This is a genomic window from Nonomuraea corallina (assembly GCF_027620315.1).
In the GTDB taxonomy this organism is placed as follows: Bacteria; Actinomycetota; Actinomycetes; order Streptosporangiales; family Streptosporangiaceae; genus Nonomuraea; species Nonomuraea corallina.
The window spans coordinates 1-15,874 of sequence record NZ_JAPNNL010000168.1; the positions used below are offsets into that span (position 1 = coordinate 1).

Below are 15,874 nucleotides of genomic sequence, written 5' to 3' on the forward strand. Positions count from 1 at the left end.
AGGTCAGGACCTCCACGGTGCCGCGCTCGCCGTCGACGCGGACGCGGTCGCCGTCGCGCAGCCGCATGGTGGCGTTGCCCGTGCCCACCACCGCCGGGATGCCCAGCTCGCGGGCCACGATCGAGGCGTGCGACAGCGGCGCGCCCATGTCGGTCACCACGGCGGCCGCCCGGGGGAACAGCGGGGTCCAGCCCACGTTGGTCAGCGTCGTCACCAGGATCTCCCCCGGCTGGAGCCGGTCGCCCTCCTCCGGCCCGCCGATCAGCCGGGCGACGCCCTCCACCACCCCGGGGGCGCCGGGGAAGCCGGTGACGGTGTCCTGGGGCGGCACGCCGCCGCGCGCGTCGTACAGGTCGGCGCGGCGGCCGGGGTCGGCCGCCCAGCGCACCGGGTCGAAGCGGCCGACGATCAGCGCCGGGTAGGCGGGCAGCGCGGCGTAGCGCTCGTAGGTGGCGCGCCGGACGGGCACCTCGGCCAGCGGCGCGGTGTCGCCGCGCAGCACCGCGGCGATCTCCTCACGGTCCAGGAAGAACAGCGCGTCGCCGTGCCCGGTCAGCTCCCCCGCCCGCAGCACGTACGCGCGCAGCACCCAGAAGGCGCGCATCACCTCCGAGCGGGCGGTCTCGCGGTCGCGCACCATCGCGTTCCAGCGCCGGACCCGGTCCCGCATCCCGGCGACCTTGCGCGGATACCGCCGGGCGAACCGGTCCCAGGCCGCGTCGGCCGCCGCGCGCTGGCGCTCCAGCAGCGTCTCGGTGTCCTGGCGCAGGTCGCCCAGCGCGGCCAGCTGGGCGTCGAGCCAGGCCGGGTCCTCGCCGGGCCGCGGCATCGAGATCTCGAACTCGTGCGGGCCCCGGTGCCCGTAACGGCGGGCGAACTCCTCGCGGGTGATCTCCCCCCTGGCCACCTTGCCGAGCCCGGTGAGCAGGCCGAGACTGGCCAGCTCGCCGTCGGCGTTCACGCCGGTGAGCATGGCCTCGGCGTCCGTCTCGCCCGCGAGCTTGCGCAGCCGGTCACGGGTGAGCACCAGCGCCGCGCCGCCCTGCCGCCCCGCGGCCTCCAGCATCCGGGAGGCGGTGACCAGGTACGGCGTGATCTCCCGTTCCTCCAGCGCGGCCAGTTCGGCGGCCGAGCCGGCGGCGGCGATCCGGGCGCGCAGGTCGGCGGCGCGCTCCGGGGAGGCGGCCAGGAACGCGCGCATCCCCCGCAGGTTGCGGCGCACCCGCACCCGCAGCTTCACCGTCATCGGCAGGACCCGCCTGAGCAGCTCCCAGCGGGACGCCCGTACCAGCGGCACGTCCAGCCCGGCCGGCAGCTTGCCGAACACCTGCTCCAGCGCGCTCACCGCGGACCTGAGTCCGAAGGCCCGCGCCACGGAGTGCGCGATGCTGAGGTTCATGTAGAACCGGCCGCCGATGTTGCCCACCAGGTCGGAGCCGGGCAGCGTGGAGGCGTGCATGGCCTCGCCGATGAACAGCCGCACGAACGACCAGGTGGCGGGCGTCATCACGTCGGGGATCGCCTCGCCCAGGTTGCCCGCGGTCCACAGGTGGTCGCCCTTGAGCGAGTCGTTCCACTCCTCGTGCCGCTCGCCCAGCGCGGTGATCGGGCGCGCCTGGAGGATGGCGAACGCGCCGTCGCGCCGGGCCCACTCGATGTCCATCGGGGTCCCGTACAGCTCCTCGACGCGCGCGCCGAGCGCGGCGAGCTCGACCGCCTCCCGCTCGTCCAGCACGGGCGCGCGCCGCAGCTCGTCGGGGACCGGCCGCTCTCGGGTGCCGCCGTCGGTGCGGACGGTCATGACGGCCTTGTCCCCGGTACGGGAGCGCGTGACCCGCCCGCGCGACACCACGACCGTGTCGGGGGTGACGTGGCCGCCGACGACGGACTCGCCGAGGCCCCAGGCGGCGTTGATCACGGCCTCGTCGCGGGCGCCGGTGACCGGGTCCGCGGTGAACAGGACGCCCGCCGCGTCGGCGTCCACCAGTTCCTGCACGACCACGGCGAGCGCCACGTCGGCGTGCGGCACGGCGTGGCGGTCGCGGTAGGCGATGGCGCGGGCGTTCCAGAGCGAGGCCCAGCAGCGCCTGACCGCGTCGAGGAGCGTGTCGCCCCGGACGTTCAGGTACGTGTCCTGCTGGCCGGCGAAGGACAGGTCCGGCAGGTCCTCGGCGGTGGCCGACGAGCGCACCGCCACCGGCACCCCGTCGCCCAGGTCGGCGTAGGCGGCCAGGACGGCGGCGGCCAGGTCGTCCGGCAGGTCGCGCCCGGCGAACAGCCCGGCGACGCGCGCGGCGTCCCCGTCGGCGGCGGCCTGGAGGATCTCGTCCCGGAACGCGCCGGTGAACGCCCGGTAGGCGTCGGTGGTGACGACGAAGCCGGCGGGCACCGGCAGCCCCGCCGTCGCCAGCCGCGCCAGGGAAGCGCCCTTGCCGCCCGCCGTGGCGAGGTCTCCGGCGGCGTCGAGCGGGAGTACGGCCTTCATCGCGTCTCCTAGGTACGGGGGAGGACGGTCGGGGGAGAGACATCAGAGGGCGCGCCCGTCGGGGCCCAGGGAGCCGGCCAGCCGGCGGCAGGCGATCTCCTCCAGGTCGGCGAGGAAGGCCCGGGTGACCTCGGCGACCTCGGGACCCGGCGGCGCGCCGGTGCCGAGAACCCTGCCGGCCGCGTCGGCGATCAGTTCGGTGACGCGGCCGTCCGGCAGCCGCTGATCCTCCGGCCGCATGGCCTGCGGGACGAGGAACCCGTAGAGCAGTGCCATGACGAGGGCGGGCCGTTCCTCGGCGCCGAGGTCGGCGCGGACCGCGCCGAGGCCGGCCAGCTCGTCGAGGTAGCGGCGGAAGACGGTGGCGAACTCGGTGGGGCCCTCGGCCTCGAACTTCTGCCGGGTGAGCCTGCCGAGCACCTGCGAGTCGCCGACCATGGCCGCCCAGGTGAGCGGCTGGTCCTGCAGCGCGGCGGCCAGCGCGCCGACCAGGTCGGGGAGCGTGCGCGGCCCGGCCTCGCGCACCTGGCGCACCATGCGGACCCGGTCGCGGCGGAGCAGCGCGCCGAAGAGCGCGTCCCGGGTCCGCCAATGCAGGTAGATGGTGCCCTTGGCGACGTCCGCCGCGCGGGCCACGTCCTCGATCGTCGTCTTGTCGTAGCCCCAGCGCAGGATCAGCTCGGCGGCGGCGTCGAGGATGCGGTGCGCCCGCTCCAGGTGGCGGGCCGGGTCCTGCGGCGGCCGTCCTGGTCTGGCCATCGTCTGCTCACCCCAAAATATTCTGACCGGATCAGCTTATATGGTCATTTAATCAGGCCGCCAGTTGTCGGCGAGGTGACCCCTCCGTCCCGGCGGGGCCGTACGGTAGTGCTCATGGGCAGAGCGTTCTGGATCGATCAGCAGTTCGACAGGGACCGTGACGGGCGCTATGCCGTGCACGTGCGCAAGAACCTCGACGCGTTCGACTGGGGCGACATCGCGCCGGTGCGGTTCGCGTGCGCGGCCTGGGAGCTGGCGACGCCGCCGTCGCTCTCCCCCGGCTACGTGCGCTGGGACCGCCGGGTGCTGGAGGCGACCTGCGTGCGCAACACCTGGGACGGCTCGCTCACCGCGCGCGTCCGGCTCGTCTCGCCGCTGCCGGCCCAGCTGACCAGCTCGCGCGCCTGGTGGCGCGACCGCGGCTGGCTCGGCTGGCAGGAGATGTTCGGCCAGTACGTCGAGCCGTCGCAGCAGGACCTGGCCCGCCACCCGTTCCTGCGCGCCGGTCTGCTGGTGGAGGCGCCGGTGCCGCTCGACGACCTGCCGCCGGAGCCCGAGGGCCCGCACGACGAGGTGGAGCAGAGCGCCGTGCGGGCCGTCACGGTGCTGACCCGCGAGCTGAACGCGTTGCTCGCCCCCGTCCTGGAGCAACTCGGCCCCTGAGCATGCCCGAGGGTCGCCGGGGTATCAGGGGCCCATGAGACTCCTCGTGGGAGCGTTGCTCGCGGCGCTCGCCGCGGGCTGCGCGGGCTGCGCGGCCGACACGGCAGGGCCGGCGCGGGCCGCGGAGCGCTTCCACGCCGCGCTCGCCTCCGGACGGTTCGAGTCCGCCTGCGGGCTGCTCGCCCCCAAGACCGCCGAGAAGCTCCCCGCCCCCGGCCGGACCTGCGCGGACGCGCTGCGCGAGCAGCGGCTCGGGCCCGGAGGCCGGCCCACCGAGGTGAGCGTCTGGGACGACGAGGCGCAGGTCCGCCTGGAGGGCGACACCCTGTTCCTGCACCACTTCGGCGACGGCTGGCGGGTCGTGGCCGCGGGCTGCGCGCCGGTCCGCGACCTGCCGTACGAGTGCGGGGTGGAGAACTGATGAAGGTGATGTTCGCGCTGACGCTCCTGGTCATCGTGTCCGGGCTGGCCTTCGTCTACGCGATCGGCTGGTCCCACCTGTGAGGCGGATCAAGGACAACGCGCTGTCCATCGCCTTCCTCGTGCTGTTCCTGGCCTGCCTGGCGGGGCAGGCCGTGGCCGGGAGGCTGGACTACAACGAGCGCCAGCTGGTGAACGGCGGCGAGCCGGTCTCCCTGCTGCAGTACGCGTTCTCCTCCGACTACGCGGTGGACGTGGCGGAGAACTGGCAGTCGGAGTACCTCCAGTTCTTCCTGTTCATCATGGTCACCGTCTGGCTGGTGCAGCGGGGCTCTCCGGAGTCGAAGGAGCCCGGCAAGGAGGGAGCCGAGTCCGACCAGGAGCAGCTGGTCGGCGCGCACGCCCGGCCCGGCTCGCCCGCCTGGGCCAGGGCGAAAGGGCTGCGCCTGCGGCTCTACAGCAACTCGCTGGGCCTGACCATGGGCGTGATCTTCCTGCTGTCGTGGGGGGCGCAGTCGGTGGCCGGGCAGGCGGCGTACAACGCCGAGCGGCTCGCCGACCTGCGCGACCCGGTCGGCTGGGGATCGTACGTGACCTCCCCCGACTTCTGGAACCGCAGCCTGCAGAACTGGCAGTCGGAGCTGCTCGCCGTCCTGTCGATGGTGGTGCTCTCGATCTACCTGCGTCAGCGCGGCTCGCCCGAGTCCAAGCCGGTCGGCGCGCCCCACTCGGCCACCGGGGTCGAGGGCTGACCGGTCACCACGGCCACGACGCGGGCGCCCTCGGGGAAGGCGCCGCGGCGGGCCAGGCCGATGACGCCGAACAGCATCTTGGCCACGTACACCCGCTCCACCCCGTGCTCGGCGGCGAACGCGTCCAGCTCCGGCGTGGTGCGGGCGTAGCCGCCGAAGTGGTGGTCGAGATCGATCGACCAGTTGTCCAGCACCCGCCCGTACGCCTCGCGCTGCAGCCTGGCGACCTCCCCCGCGAGGAACCCGGCCCCCTTGAGCACCGCGAACCCGAGCGCCCGCTTGCCCGGCGGCAGCCCGGCCGAGATGCCCGCGAGCGTGCCGCCGGTGCCCACCGGACAGCAGACGACGTCGTACGGGACCGGAATGTCGGCGGGCAGCTCGGCGCAGCCCCGGACGGCGGCGGCGTTGCTGCCGCCCTCGGGCAGGATCTCCACCTCACCCCAGCGCTCGCGGAGCCGCGCCGTCACCTCGGGCGTGTGCTTACGCCGGTACGAGGCGCGATCGAGATAGTCGAGCCGCATCCCGCAGGCGGCGGCGTAGGCCAGCGACGGGTTCAGCGGGAGCCGCTCCTCGCCCCGGATGACGCCGATGGTCTCGAACCCGTGGCGGCGCCCGGCGGCGGCCACGGCCCTGATGTGGTTGGAGTAGGCGCCGCCGAAGGTGAGCACGCGCGGGTGGCCGAGGTTGTGGCGGAGCTTGCGCGCCTTGTTGTCGTCGTGCATGAGGAAGACCCGCACCGAACCGAGCGCGGGATGCCTGAGCTCCTCCACGCTCCTCCTGGTGCCGATCGAACCGTCCGTGCCGCTAGTCTACGGTCGGGGTCCTGTTGAAGGGTGTTGGATTATGCGGGTTGTTGAAGCTTTCCGGACCGCTTTCGGGGCGGACCCGGCCACCGTCTGGCGGGCGCCCGGCCGGGTCAACCTGATCGGCGAGCACACCGACTACAACGACGGCTTCGTGCTGCCGTTCGCCGTCCCGTGGGGCGTGACCGCGGCGGTCAGCCCGCGCGACGACCGGACGATCCGCCTGCTGTCGCTCCAGGCGCCCTCGCCCGAGCCGGTGGTCCTCGCGAGCCCCGAGCAGGCCGAGGGCTGGACCCGCTACGTGGTCGGCGTCCTCGCCGTGCTCGGCGACCGGGTGCGCGGCGCCGACATCGCCGTCGACGGGGACGTCCCGCAGGGCGCCGGGCTCAGCTCCAGCGCCGCACTGGAGGTGTCGGTCGCGTGCGCGCTGAACGAGCTGCACGGGCTCGGCCTGAGCCCGATGGAGGTGGCGCTGCTGGGCCGGCGGGCCGAGAACGAGTTCGTCGGCATGCCGTGCGGCATCATGGACCAGGCCGCCTCGGCGCTGTGCCGGGAGGGCCACGCGCTGTTCCTCGACTGCCGCACCCTCGGCTCCCGCAACGTCCCGCTCGACCTGGCCGCCCACGGCCTGCGCGTCCTCATCATCGACACCGGCGTCCACCACGAGCACGCCGGCGGCGGGTACGCCAAGCGGCGGGCCGAGTGCGAGTCGGCGGCGCGCACCCTCGGCGTGCCCGCGCTGCGCGACGTGACCGACCTGGGCGCGGCCCTGGCCAGGCTGCGGGGCGACGAGCGCAGGCGGGTCGAGCACGTGGTGACCGAGAGCCACCGGGTGGAGGCGGTCGTCGGCCTGCTGCGCGCCGACCGGCCTCTCGACATCGGCGCCCTGCTCAACGCCTCCCACCTGTCGCTGCGGGACAAGTACGAGGTCTCGTCGCCGGAGCTGGACGTGGCGGTGGAGGCGGCCGTCCGCGGCGGGGCGCGGGGGGCGCGCATGACCGGCGGCGGCTTCGGCGGCTCGGCCATCGCCCTGGTGGCCGAGGACCGGCTGAACGCGGTCCGCCAGGCCGTGACGTCGGCCTACGCGGAGCGCTCCTGGGAGCCTCCCCGCTTCCTCCCGGCCATTCCGTCCCCCGGCGCCCACCCGCTCACCTGACCTCCCCGGCCCCCGCCTCGGCGAGGCCGGGACCACGGCCGGACGACGCGTTCACAGAGGCCGGGACCACGGCCGGACGCGGCGTTCACAGAGGCGGGAAGCGGGGGTCGCGGCGCTCCACGAAGCTGGCGACGCCCTCGGCGAAGTCCGGCCGGCCGAACGACGCCAGCATCTCCTCCGTCGCCCGCCGGTACGACTCGTCGAGCGTCGCCGTCCAGTCGCCCCAGACCTGACGCTTGATCACCGCCATGGACGCCGGGGAGCTGAACGCGGCCAGCTCCTCCGCGTACGCCCGCGCCTCGTCCAGCAGCCGGTCCCCGGGCACCGCCCGCAGCGCCAGCCCCATCTCGCACGCCTCCCGCCCGCTGAACGTCCGCCCCGACAGCAGCACGTCCATGGCCCGCTGGTGCCCCATGACCCGCGGCAGCACCCACCCCAGCCCGTACTCGGCGACCAGGCCGCGGCGCGAGAAGGCGGTGGTCCACTTGGCGTCCTCGGCGGTGAACACCAGGTCGCACATGAGCGCGTGGACCAGTCCCAGCCCGGCGCAGGCGCCGTTGACCGCAGCGATCACCGGCTTGGCGACAGTGACGGGAAAGGTGTTGGGCCGCGGGTCCGGCTCCCCTTCGTAGGTGCCCTGCTGGATGGCGGCCAGCGCCTCGAAGTCGGCCCCGGCGCAGAAGCCCCGGCCGGCTCCCGTGACCACGACGGCCCGTACCCCCGGATCCTTCTCCGCCTCGGCCAGCAGGTCGAAGTACCGGCGGCCGAGGGCGTCCGTCCAGGCGTTGAGCCGGTCCGGGCGGTTGAAGGTGAGCGTGAGCACGCCCCTGTCGAGCGAGGAGAGAACGAGTTCAGCCATGAGCCAACCGAACCATCTTCTAGATCGGGGTGCAACGCCTCTCAGTGGCGCGCCACGAAGTTGGGCGTGAGCACCGCGTCGTCGTAGTAGCGGTGGAAGACGGGAGTCGCACCGCCGGAGATGGGCGGCACGATCCAGGACCAGTCGGCCGGGCAGGCCCGCCCCGCCTTCTCCTCCTTCCGCAGGTGGGTGAGGAACCGGCGGGACTCGGTGTGGTGGTCGGTCATCGTCACCCCCGCCTTGTCGAACGAGTGGAGCACGGCCACGTTCAGCTCCACCAGCGCGTGGTCGCGCCAGAGGGACCGGTCGGTCGACAGGTCGAGCCCGAGCCGCTCGGCCACCACGGGGAGCTGGTCGTAACGGTCGGTGTCGGCCAGGTTGCGGGCGCCGATCTCGGCCCCCATGTACCAGCCGTTGAACGGGGCGCACGGGTAACAGATGCCGCCGATCTCCAGGCACATGCCGGAGATCGCGGGCACCGCGTGCCAGCGCAGCCCCAGCTCGGCGAACCAGGGGAACTCCGGGTGCTCGATCGGCACCTCCAGCACCACGTCGCCGGGCAGGTTGCAGAGCAGCGGCTCCCCCCGGCCCGGCCGGATCACCAGCGGCAGCACGTCGAACCTGCCCCCTTCGCCCCGCCAGCCCAGCGAACGGACCAGCGCGGTCAACTCGACGTGGCGGGGATCGCCGACCACGGACCCGTCGGGCTGACGGTATCCGGCATAACGGATGAGCTGCTCGTTCAGCACCCGGGGCGCGGGACAGGCGGGCACGTCGGGCGGGAACACCGTGATCACCGGCCTGACCTTGCCGCCGTTGGTGGCCTCCCGCAGGTGTTCCACGCATTCCAGGGCCACCCCCTCGGCACTCGTCGTCCGGCGGCGGTCACGCACCTTCAGCGACTGCCAGTACAGCCGGCCGATGCAACGGTTGCTGTTGCGCCAGGCCACGCGGGCGCCGAACTCCAGCTCCTCGTAGGTGTGCGTGTACGAGCCACGCCGGGCGATCTCCCTGGCCACGTCCCGCAGCCGCGCGGACAGCCCGCCGGCCTTCGGGTGCTCGGCGTGGAAGAGCCTGACGAAGCGCTCGGCCTCGTGGTAGTCGGTGGTGCGCTCGATGACGGTGTTCGGCAGGGGCAGGGCATCGAGGGTTCGTAGCGATCTGATCCAGGTAGGCACGCAGCAACCAGCACTTTTCCGGTCACGGAGCGTCCCGCCGGTTCCGGGCCGGCAGCACGTCCTGGTGGCGGCGCCCTCTCCACACCGCCGTGACGGCTTGTCCGCGGCAGATCCCATACTGTCCGGTCGGGCCCGTTCCTGTCCGGCAAAACCGGAAACTGTGTGATGTTCCCACTACAAGCGGTGAGCCCGCCCGAGCTCAGGCTTCAGGAACGACTCAGGCCCCCTGTCCTCGATCAAGGAAGGGGGCCCGCAGGGTGAAGCTTGTCAGCTCCCGCGATAGGACTCGAACCTATAACCTGCCGGTTAACAGCCGGCTGCTCTGCCGTTGAGCTACGCGGGATCGGATGATCTGCGCTGATCGGAGGGCGGTTTAGGCCGCTCCGTCGGGCGCACGAATAGATTAGCGCACTCCTGGAGTGCGTGTCGCATCGTCAGCGGGGTAGCCGTGGGAGCGGAGGTGCAACATGCGGTATCGAATGCCATTCGTCATGGGGCTGGCTGTTGGGTACGTGCTCGGCAGCCGAGCAGGACGTGAACGGTACGAGCAGATCAAGCGGACGGCCCAGCGAGTGGCCGACAACCCCAGGGTCCAGGAGGCTGCGGGGGTGATGGGGGCCAAGGCGTCGAAGGTCGGCGAGATGGCCCGGTCGAAGATGAGCGGGCCATTGCAGGAGAAGATGCCGTTCGGCAAGAAGGACCGGACCGGGACGGATGCCGACCAGGGCACCGGCTGGCCGGATGAGAAGGTCGGCGGGACGACCGCGTCCGACCGTACGGGCATCCCGTACTGACGGAGGCACACCGGGGCTTCCGATGATGGCGCCCTGGCTCGCGGACCGGGGTGGATCGACTGATGCGGGACCGGCGGATCGCCGTCAAGGCGGTCCGCCGTCCCCTGTCAGACGCCCATGCTGCGGCGCATGCCTTCGAGCGCCTGCTCGGCCTGGGCGCGCAGGCCCGGGTCCTCGGGGTCGAGGCCCTCGTCGAACACGAGGTTCCAGCCGATGACCTCGCCGCCCGGCCTGCGCCTGGCGACCAGGCGGACGCCGCCGCGGCCGGGCAGTTGCACGTGCTTGTTGACCACGATCGTGGCGTTGACGCGCTCGCGCAGGGTCTCGGGCAGCAGCCGGGGTTCGGGCGCCCGCACCTCGTGGCGGTCTCCGCCGGTGGTGACCAGCCGCAGTCCGTGCTCGTCCCACGACGCCTTGTCGATGGTCTCGTACGGGACTCTCGTGCCGTCGGGGAGGAACAGGGCCAGCGTGGTGGCCACCAGGTGACCGTCGTCCGAAGAGGTGAAGGCGAGCACCCGCTCCCCCGGCTCGGTGGTCAAGGCGTCGCGGACATCGGCGGGCAGGCGGCGGAAGACGTTCACCTCTCCACCGTATCCGCGCGTGTCGGCGGGCGGATCAGGGGGCGGATCAGGGGCGGATCAGGCGTTCGTCTCTCCCGCGTCCGCGAGCAGGTCGAGGGTGAGAGCCGCGCTCCAGGAGAAGTCGCGGCAGCCGCGCCCGCTGCCGTCGAACGGGTCGAAGCACTCGCGGAACCCGGCCTGCCTGACGAGGCGGAGGGTGCCGTTGGTGAGCTGGTGGCCGAGCGAGTCGAGGCCGTGCACGGCGGCGGCGTGGCGCAGCAGCCAGTTGGTGTTCACCCAGGACGGGCCGCGCCAGTAGCGGGTGCGGTCGAACTGGACGGCGCGGATCTCGCAGCTCGGCACCGGGTAGCCGGTGGCGCCCATGAACCGGGCCGACTCCAGCACCTCGACGGCCGTGGCCACGTGCTGGGCGGGCAGCCCGGGGTCGAGCAGCGGCCCGAACCCGCCGACGGTGCAGATCCGGACGAGCCGGTCGCCGCGCAGGTCGCGGGCGTAGAAGCAGCCGTCCCAGAGCCGGTCGAGCAGGGCGTGCCTGATGCGCTCGGCCTGTTCGGCGTGTGGCGCCGGGTCGGCTCCGGCGACGGGGGCCAGGTCGGCCAGCGCCTGGCAGGAGGCGAGCCAGATCCCGTTGAACAGCGGGTCCTCGATGGCGAACGGGTGCTCGTCCCTCAGGTACTCGGGGCGGTAGCCGGCGTTGCGGTAGCGCAGGGCCAGCCACACGTAGCGGTCATGGTCGCTGTCGGGGTGCCGTTCGTCGAGGTCGACGTTGCGGTAGCCGTAGCGGATCTCGGGCAGCGCGGCGAGCGCGTCGTCCCAGGCCGGACTGTCGTCCATGCCCGACTCCCACGGGTGCACGATGGCCGCCAGCCCCACGCCGCCGAGGTCGCGGGCCCCGGCGAGGTAGGCGTGCTGGGCGGCCAGGGCCGGGAAGGCCCTCCTGACGAAGGCCGCGTCGCCGGTGTGCCGGTAGAGCCACCACAGTGCCAGCCCGTGCAGCGGCGGGGCGGTCAGTCCCGAGGTGAGCACCCGCGGCGCGGCCGGATGGTCCTGTGAGCGCCACACGGCCGGTCCGGGGAAGTACGCCTCGGGCGTGTGGAAGACGATGTGCGGGAGCATCCCGGTCTCCCACTGTCCTTCCAGCAGGCTGAGCAGCTCGGCGCGGGCCCGGTCGGGGCGGTGCCTGGCCAGGCCGATGGTGACGAACGCGGAGTCCCAGCTCCATTGGTGCGGGTAGAGGCCGGGCGCGGGCACGGTGGCACTTCCCGTCCAGTTCGCGTCGAGCACGGACAGTGCTTCGTGCCCGAGCGCGGCGTCGTCGACCGCGGGCCGCGCCTCCATCCACCCACTATGCGCCGGTTGACCCGTGGGCGCTATGTTCTGCCGCCCCGCTTCGCCAGCACCATGACACCGAACGCCACGGCGCCGATGATGAGACCCCATTTGACCAGGTCGAAGAGGAAACCGACGAGCGGCCCGAGCAGGATGAATGCGGCAATTACGGCTGCGATCGCCAAAAAGATGCGTCCCATGTCCTCGACCGTACGAGATCCTTTAAGCGGATTGCAGGCGTGGCAGGGTTCAATCAGGGACAAGTCAGGGTCCCCCTACCGCACGGGAGCGTGATGAGCCAGGGACCACCCATGAGCAGGGAAGGCGCCGATCACGCGTTGCGTGCCCGGGTCGCCGAGCGCGACCGCATCTCGGGCGATCTGCTCGATCTGGAGTCGCACACGACTTACCAGGTGCTCAAGGGCGCCTCCTTACGCGACGCGACCCTGCGGCGCTGGGACGACGCGCAGGGCGCGCTGGCCACGCTCTGGTCCTTGTACGACGCGTACCGGGGGGTGCTGCGCGACGCGGAGACGATCAGGGCCGAGCGGTCCCGGCTCGGCGGCGAGCAGCTGGAGGCGCTGACCGCGCTGCTGTCGGGCCCGTCAGTGCTGCTGAAGGCGGCCACCAGGCCGGTCGAACAGCGCTCGCTGCTGCCCCCGGTGGAGGAGCGGCTCACGCTCGACGAGACGGTCCTGCGCATGGACGCCGCCTTCCAGTACGCCACCGACGCGCTGACCGAGATCGACGCCGTCTGGTCGGCGCTGCTTCCCCGGGTCGACTCGGCCGACGCCGCGCTGGCCGGCGCGCGCGAGCTGAGCGGCCGGCTGGGCGAGCCCGTCGACCTGACCCGCCAGGACGCCGAGCTGGCCCGGCTGCGGGAGGCCGTGCTGGCCGACCCGCTCGGCGCCGGCCACGTCAAGCAGGAACTGGACGCCCTGGTCCGCGGGCTGGAGCGGGTCCGCGCCGACCTGGAGCAGGCGCTGGCGGTCAAGGACGAGTACGGCGCGCGCAGGGAGAACCTGCAGGCCGCGCTCGACCGCGTACGGGCGGCGGAGAGCGAGGCGCGGCTGGCGCACGGCGCCGTCGTCGTCAAGATCGCACTGCCGCCGCAGGCGCAGCCCAGGAGCGTCATTCCGGAGCTGGAGGCGGAGCTGGCGGCGCTGGACGTCTCGGCCGGTTCCTGGCTGGAGCGGAGCCGGCGGCTGGCGGCGCTGGAACGGCGGGCCGAGGAGTCCGCGGCCAGGGCGACGGCGGCGGCCCGGGCGCTGCACGGGCTGCTGGGCAGGCGCGGGGAGTTACGCGGCCTGCTCGGGGCCTGCCAGGCCAAGGCGGCCCGCACCGGCCTGGTCGAGGACCCGGACGTGATGCGGCTGTACGAGCAGGCCCGGCTGCTGCTGTGGAGCGCGCCGTGCGACCTGACGAAGGCGGCCGCGGCCGTCGACCACTACAAGCGGGCGATCCACGGAGGTGGACGATGACGTCGTGCGCGCAGCCGGGCTGCACGGGCACGATCGACGAGGGGTACTGCGACCTGTGCGGCAACGCCGCCGCCCAGCCGGCCCCGGCGGCTGCCCCGGCGGGCGGGCCGGCGGGCGGATCGGCGGGCGGATCGGCGGGCGGATCGGCGGGGGTGTGGACCGGGCGTTCCGGCATGACGCAGCCCTCCTCAGCCACCCGGCCAGTCCGCTCGACGGGCCGCTCCGGCAGGACGGGGCCCGCGAGCAGCGGCCGGTCGCGGGCCGGGGTGCTGGCGGAGCTCGCCGACCTGCCGTCCGTGCCGTACCGCGACCCGACGAGCGCGGTGCTGGCCGACCCGCAGGTGCAGGAGGAGAAGCGGTTCTGCGCCAAGCTCGACTGCGGCAAGCCGGTCGGCCGGTCGGCGCAGGGGCGGCCGGGCCGTACCGAGGGCTTCTGCCCGCACTGCCGCACCCCCTACTCCTTCACCCCCAAGCTGGCCAAGGGCGACCTGGTGGGCGGCCAGTACCGGGTCCTCGGGTGTCTGGCGCACGGCGGTCTCGGCTGGATCTACTTGGCCTCCGACGAGAACCTGGACGGCCGCTGGATGGTGCTCAAGGGCCTGCTCAACACCGCCGACGCCGAGGCGCTCGCGGCGGCGGAGGCCGAGCGGCGCTTCCTGACGATGGTCGACCACCCGAACATCGTGAAGATCTTCAACTTCCAGCGCTCCGGCGGCCTCGGCTACATCGTCATGGAGTACGTCGGCGGCCAGTCGCTGCACGAGCTGCGCCGCCAGGGCCCGCTGCCGCTGCGCGAGACGCTCATGTACGGGCGGGAGATCCTGCGCGCGCTGGCCTACCTGCACGAGAACGGACTGGTCTACTGCGACCTCAAGCCGGCCAACGTGATCCGGGTCGGCAGGCGGCTCAAGCTCATCGACCTGGGCGCCGTGCAGCGCATCGGCTCACCGCCGGGCTCCTCCTGGGTGACGACCGGCTACCACGCGCCGGAGCTGGACACGCAGCCGTCGTCCGTCGCCTCCGACCTCTACACCGTGGCCAGGACGCTGGCCGTGCTCGCCGTTCCCGGCTTCAGCCCCACTCGGGGCGGCGTGGCCGAGCCGCTGCCGGCCGACTGCGGCCATGAGCCGTTCACCCGGCTGCTGCGCCGCGCCACCGACCCGGACCCGGCCGCCAGGTTCGCTTCGGCGCAGGAGATGGAGGAGCAGCTCGTCGGCGTGCTGCGCGAGGTCTGCGCGCTGGAGGACGGCGTGCCGTACCCGGCGCCGTCCGCGCTGTTCGGGCCCGCGCGGGACGCGGCGGGCACGGCGCTGGCCGAGGACCCCCAGCGGGTGCTCGGCGCGCTGGACCCGATGGCGGCGGTGAACTCGCTGCCCGTGCCGCTGGCCGACCCCGCCGACCCCGCGGCCGGGGCGCTGGCCGGGCTGGCCGGCAGCCACCCGCACGAGCTGGCCGCCCAGGTGCGGGCGATGCCGGAGACGCCGGAGACACGGCTGACGCTGGCCAGGTTGCTGGCCGAGGACGGCCACGCGGACGCCCGGCGCGTGCTCGACGAGCTGGACCAGGCGCTGCCCGGCGACTGGCGCGTCACCTGGTACCGCGGCGTGGCGGGGCTCGCCACCGGTGACCTCCGCACGGCGGTGGAATCGTTCGACCGGTGCGTGTCGGCGCTGCCGGGCGAGCGGGCGCCCAAGCTCGCGCTCGGGTTCGCGCTGGAGCTGGCCGGCCGCGATCCCGTTCCCTGGTACGAGAGCGTGTGGCGGACCGACCACGCCTACGTCAGCGCCGCTTTCGGGCTGGCCAGGGCGGGATGGACGGGAGTGCTCGACGAGGTGCCCGCCTCCTCCAGTCACCGGGTCGCCGCCCAGCTCGCGCTGGTCGCCGCCGCCGCCCGCACGGACGGGGGGCGGCTGGACCCGGCCGAGCTGACCGCCGCCGGGGAGCGCCTCGGCAGGCTGGCCGACCTCGACCCGCGCCGTCACAAGCAGCTGACGGCCGAGCTCCTGCGGGCCGCGCTCACCTGGCTGGGCGGCAACCAGGCGCGGCCGGAGGCGAAGGTGGCGGACACCCCTCTCACCGAGCGGGGCGTGCGCGGGCGGCTGGAGTCGCTCTACCGCGAGCTGGCGGGCGCGGCGCGCACCCGGCGGGAGCGGCACGAGCTGGTCGACCTGGCCAACTCCGTACGGCCCAGGACGTGGCTGTGACGTGCCCGCTGTGCGAGTCGCCCGTGGCCCCGGGCGACTCCTTCTGCGAGTCCTGCGGCCACCCGCTCACCTCCCCCGCCTGCGAGTCCTGCGGGGCCGCCGCCGTGGACGCGGAGGGCTACTGCGAACGGTGCGGCGTGCGCCAGACCACCGACAGGGACCACGCGGAGACGGTGCTCGACAACGGCGCCGCGGCCGTGACGGACCGCGGCCTGCGCCGGGCCCGCAACGAGGACGCGGTCGCGCTGCTGCCCCTGCGCAGCGCGCCGCTGCCGCGAGCCGCCGCCTCGACCCAGCCGATGCCGGTGCTCCCGCAAGACGCGCCGCCGTCGCCGGCGGACCCCGGGGTGGAGGGGCCGACGGTTCCGGCCGGGGCTGCTCCGGCGGGCGCGGGGTCCGGCGCGGCGGTC

16 protein-coding genes and 1 tRNA gene are annotated in these 15,874 nt (G+C 73.7%); 8 read left to right on the forward strand and 9 right to left on the reverse strand.

Translation table 11 applies throughout. The features are described 5' to 3' along the window. Window positions 1-2,485 (reverse strand): PEP/pyruvate-binding domain-containing protein (locus tag OUY22_RS29810; protein WP_270158530.1); only part of this gene is annotated, 2,485 nt, incomplete at its 3' end. A gap of 42 nt (window positions 2,486-2,527) precedes the next feature. Next, window positions 2,528-3,244, reverse strand: a complete 717-nt coding sequence (locus OUY22_RS29815; protein ID WP_270158531.1) for a TetR/AcrR family transcriptional regulator — start codon at window positions 3,242-3,244, stop codon at window positions 2,528-2,530. A gap of 114 nt (window positions 3,245-3,358) precedes the next feature. Here OUY22_RS29815 and OUY22_RS29820 point away from each other — a divergent pair, with 114 nt between their 5' ends. The 3 genes from OUY22_RS29820 (at window position 3,359) to OUY22_RS29830 (ending at window position 5,079) form a co-directional block, all read left to right on the forward strand. Continuing rightward, window positions 3,359-3,907 (forward strand): hypothetical protein, encoded by a 549-nt coding sequence (locus OUY22_RS29820; RefSeq protein WP_270158532.1) that lies wholly within the window; start codon window positions 3,359-3,361, stop codon window positions 3,905-3,907. A 34-nt stretch (window positions 3,908-3,941) separates the two neighbouring features. Further along, window positions 3,942-4,328, forward strand: a complete 387-nt coding sequence (locus tag OUY22_RS29825; protein ID WP_270158533.1) for a hypothetical protein — start codon at window positions 3,942-3,944, stop codon at window positions 4,326-4,328. A gap of 79 nt (window positions 4,329-4,407) precedes the next feature. Then, entirely contained in the window at window positions 4,408-5,079 is a 672-nt protein-coding gene (locus OUY22_RS29830; protein ID WP_270158534.1) for a DUF6766 family protein, read from the forward strand. Here OUY22_RS29830 and OUY22_RS29835 read toward each other — a convergent pair. Continuing rightward, window positions 5,013-5,849 (reverse strand): 1-aminocyclopropane-1-carboxylate deaminase/D-cysteine desulfhydrase, encoded by an 837-nt coding sequence (locus OUY22_RS29835; protein WP_270158535.1) that lies wholly within the window; start codon window positions 5,847-5,849, stop codon window positions 5,013-5,015. The two genes, OUY22_RS29830 and OUY22_RS29835, sit on opposite strands and share 67 nt — an antisense overlap. 73 nt (window positions 5,850-5,922) lie before the next feature. Between OUY22_RS29835 and galK the strand changes: the two genes are divergently transcribed. After that, the gene (galK, locus tag OUY22_RS29840) at window positions 5,923-7,038 is read left to right on the forward strand and encodes a galactokinase (RefSeq protein WP_270158536.1); all 1,116 of its coding nucleotides are present in this window, start codon (window positions 5,923-5,925) and stop codon (window positions 7,036-7,038) included. Window positions 7,039-7,123: 85 nt separating this feature from the next. Here galK and OUY22_RS29845 read toward each other — a convergent pair whose 3' ends face one another. From OUY22_RS29845 to OUY22_RS29855, 3 genes are all read right to left on the reverse strand, one after another. Next, window positions 7,124-7,897 carry an enoyl-CoA hydratase-related protein gene (locus tag OUY22_RS29845; protein ID WP_270158537.1) on the reverse strand — a complete coding sequence of 258 codons (774 nt, stop codon included), beginning with the start codon at window positions 7,895-7,897 and terminating at the stop codon, window positions 7,124-7,126. 41 nt (window positions 7,898-7,938) lie between these two features. After that, window positions 7,939-9,075, reverse strand: a complete 1,137-nt coding sequence (locus OUY22_RS29850) for a nitric oxide synthase oxygenase (RefSeq protein ID WP_270158538.1) — start codon at window positions 9,073-9,075, stop codon at window positions 7,939-7,941. A gap of 271 nt (window positions 9,076-9,346) precedes the next feature. Continuing rightward, a tRNA-Asn gene (locus OUY22_RS29855) sits at window positions 9,347-9,418 on the reverse strand. 124 nt (window positions 9,419-9,542) lie between these two features. Between OUY22_RS29855 and OUY22_RS29860 the strand changes: the two genes are divergently transcribed. Continuing rightward, window positions 9,543-9,869, forward strand: a complete 327-nt coding sequence (locus tag OUY22_RS29860) for a YtxH domain-containing protein (protein WP_270158539.1) — start codon at window positions 9,543-9,545, stop codon at window positions 9,867-9,869. A gap of 107 nt (window positions 9,870-9,976) precedes the next feature. Here OUY22_RS29860 and OUY22_RS29865 read toward each other — a convergent pair whose 3' ends face one another. Genes OUY22_RS29865 through OUY22_RS29875 form a run of 3 tightly spaced genes read right to left on the reverse strand, consistent with a single transcriptional unit; the run spans window position 9,977 to window position 11,979 of the window. Next, a complete protein-coding gene (locus OUY22_RS29865; RefSeq protein WP_270158540.1) occupies window positions 9,977-10,450 on the reverse strand; it encodes a hypothetical protein in 474 nt (157 codons plus the stop codon). A 57-nt stretch (window positions 10,451-10,507) separates the two neighbouring features. After that, entirely contained in the window at window positions 10,508-11,788 is a 1,281-nt protein-coding gene (locus OUY22_RS29870) for an amylo-alpha-1,6-glucosidase (protein WP_270158541.1), read from the reverse strand. Window positions 11,789-11,820: 32 nt separating this feature from the next. Continuing rightward, entirely contained in the window at window positions 11,821-11,979 is a 159-nt protein-coding gene (locus OUY22_RS29875) for a hypothetical protein (RefSeq protein ID WP_270158542.1), read from the reverse strand. A 111-nt stretch (window positions 11,980-12,090) separates the two neighbouring features. Between OUY22_RS29875 and OUY22_RS29880 the strand changes: the two genes are divergently transcribed. The 3 genes from OUY22_RS29880 to OUY22_RS29890 all read left to right on the forward strand — a co-directional run. Then, the gene (locus OUY22_RS29880; protein WP_270158543.1) at window positions 12,091-13,260 is read left to right on the forward strand and encodes a hypothetical protein; all 1,170 of its coding nucleotides are present in this window, start codon (window positions 12,091-12,093) and stop codon (window positions 13,258-13,260) included. After that, window positions 13,257-15,464 carry a serine/threonine-protein kinase gene (locus tag OUY22_RS29885; RefSeq protein WP_270158544.1) on the forward strand — a complete coding sequence of 736 codons (2,208 nt, stop codon included), beginning with the start codon at window positions 13,257-13,259 and terminating at the stop codon, window positions 15,462-15,464. The genes OUY22_RS29880 and OUY22_RS29885 overlap by 4 nt, the downstream gene beginning before the upstream one ends. Beyond that, a partial coding sequence (locus tag OUY22_RS29890) for a zinc ribbon domain-containing protein (RefSeq protein ID WP_270158545.1) occupies window positions 15,455-15,874 on the forward strand: 420 nt, incomplete at its 3' end. The genes OUY22_RS29885 and OUY22_RS29890, both read left to right, overlap by 10 nt.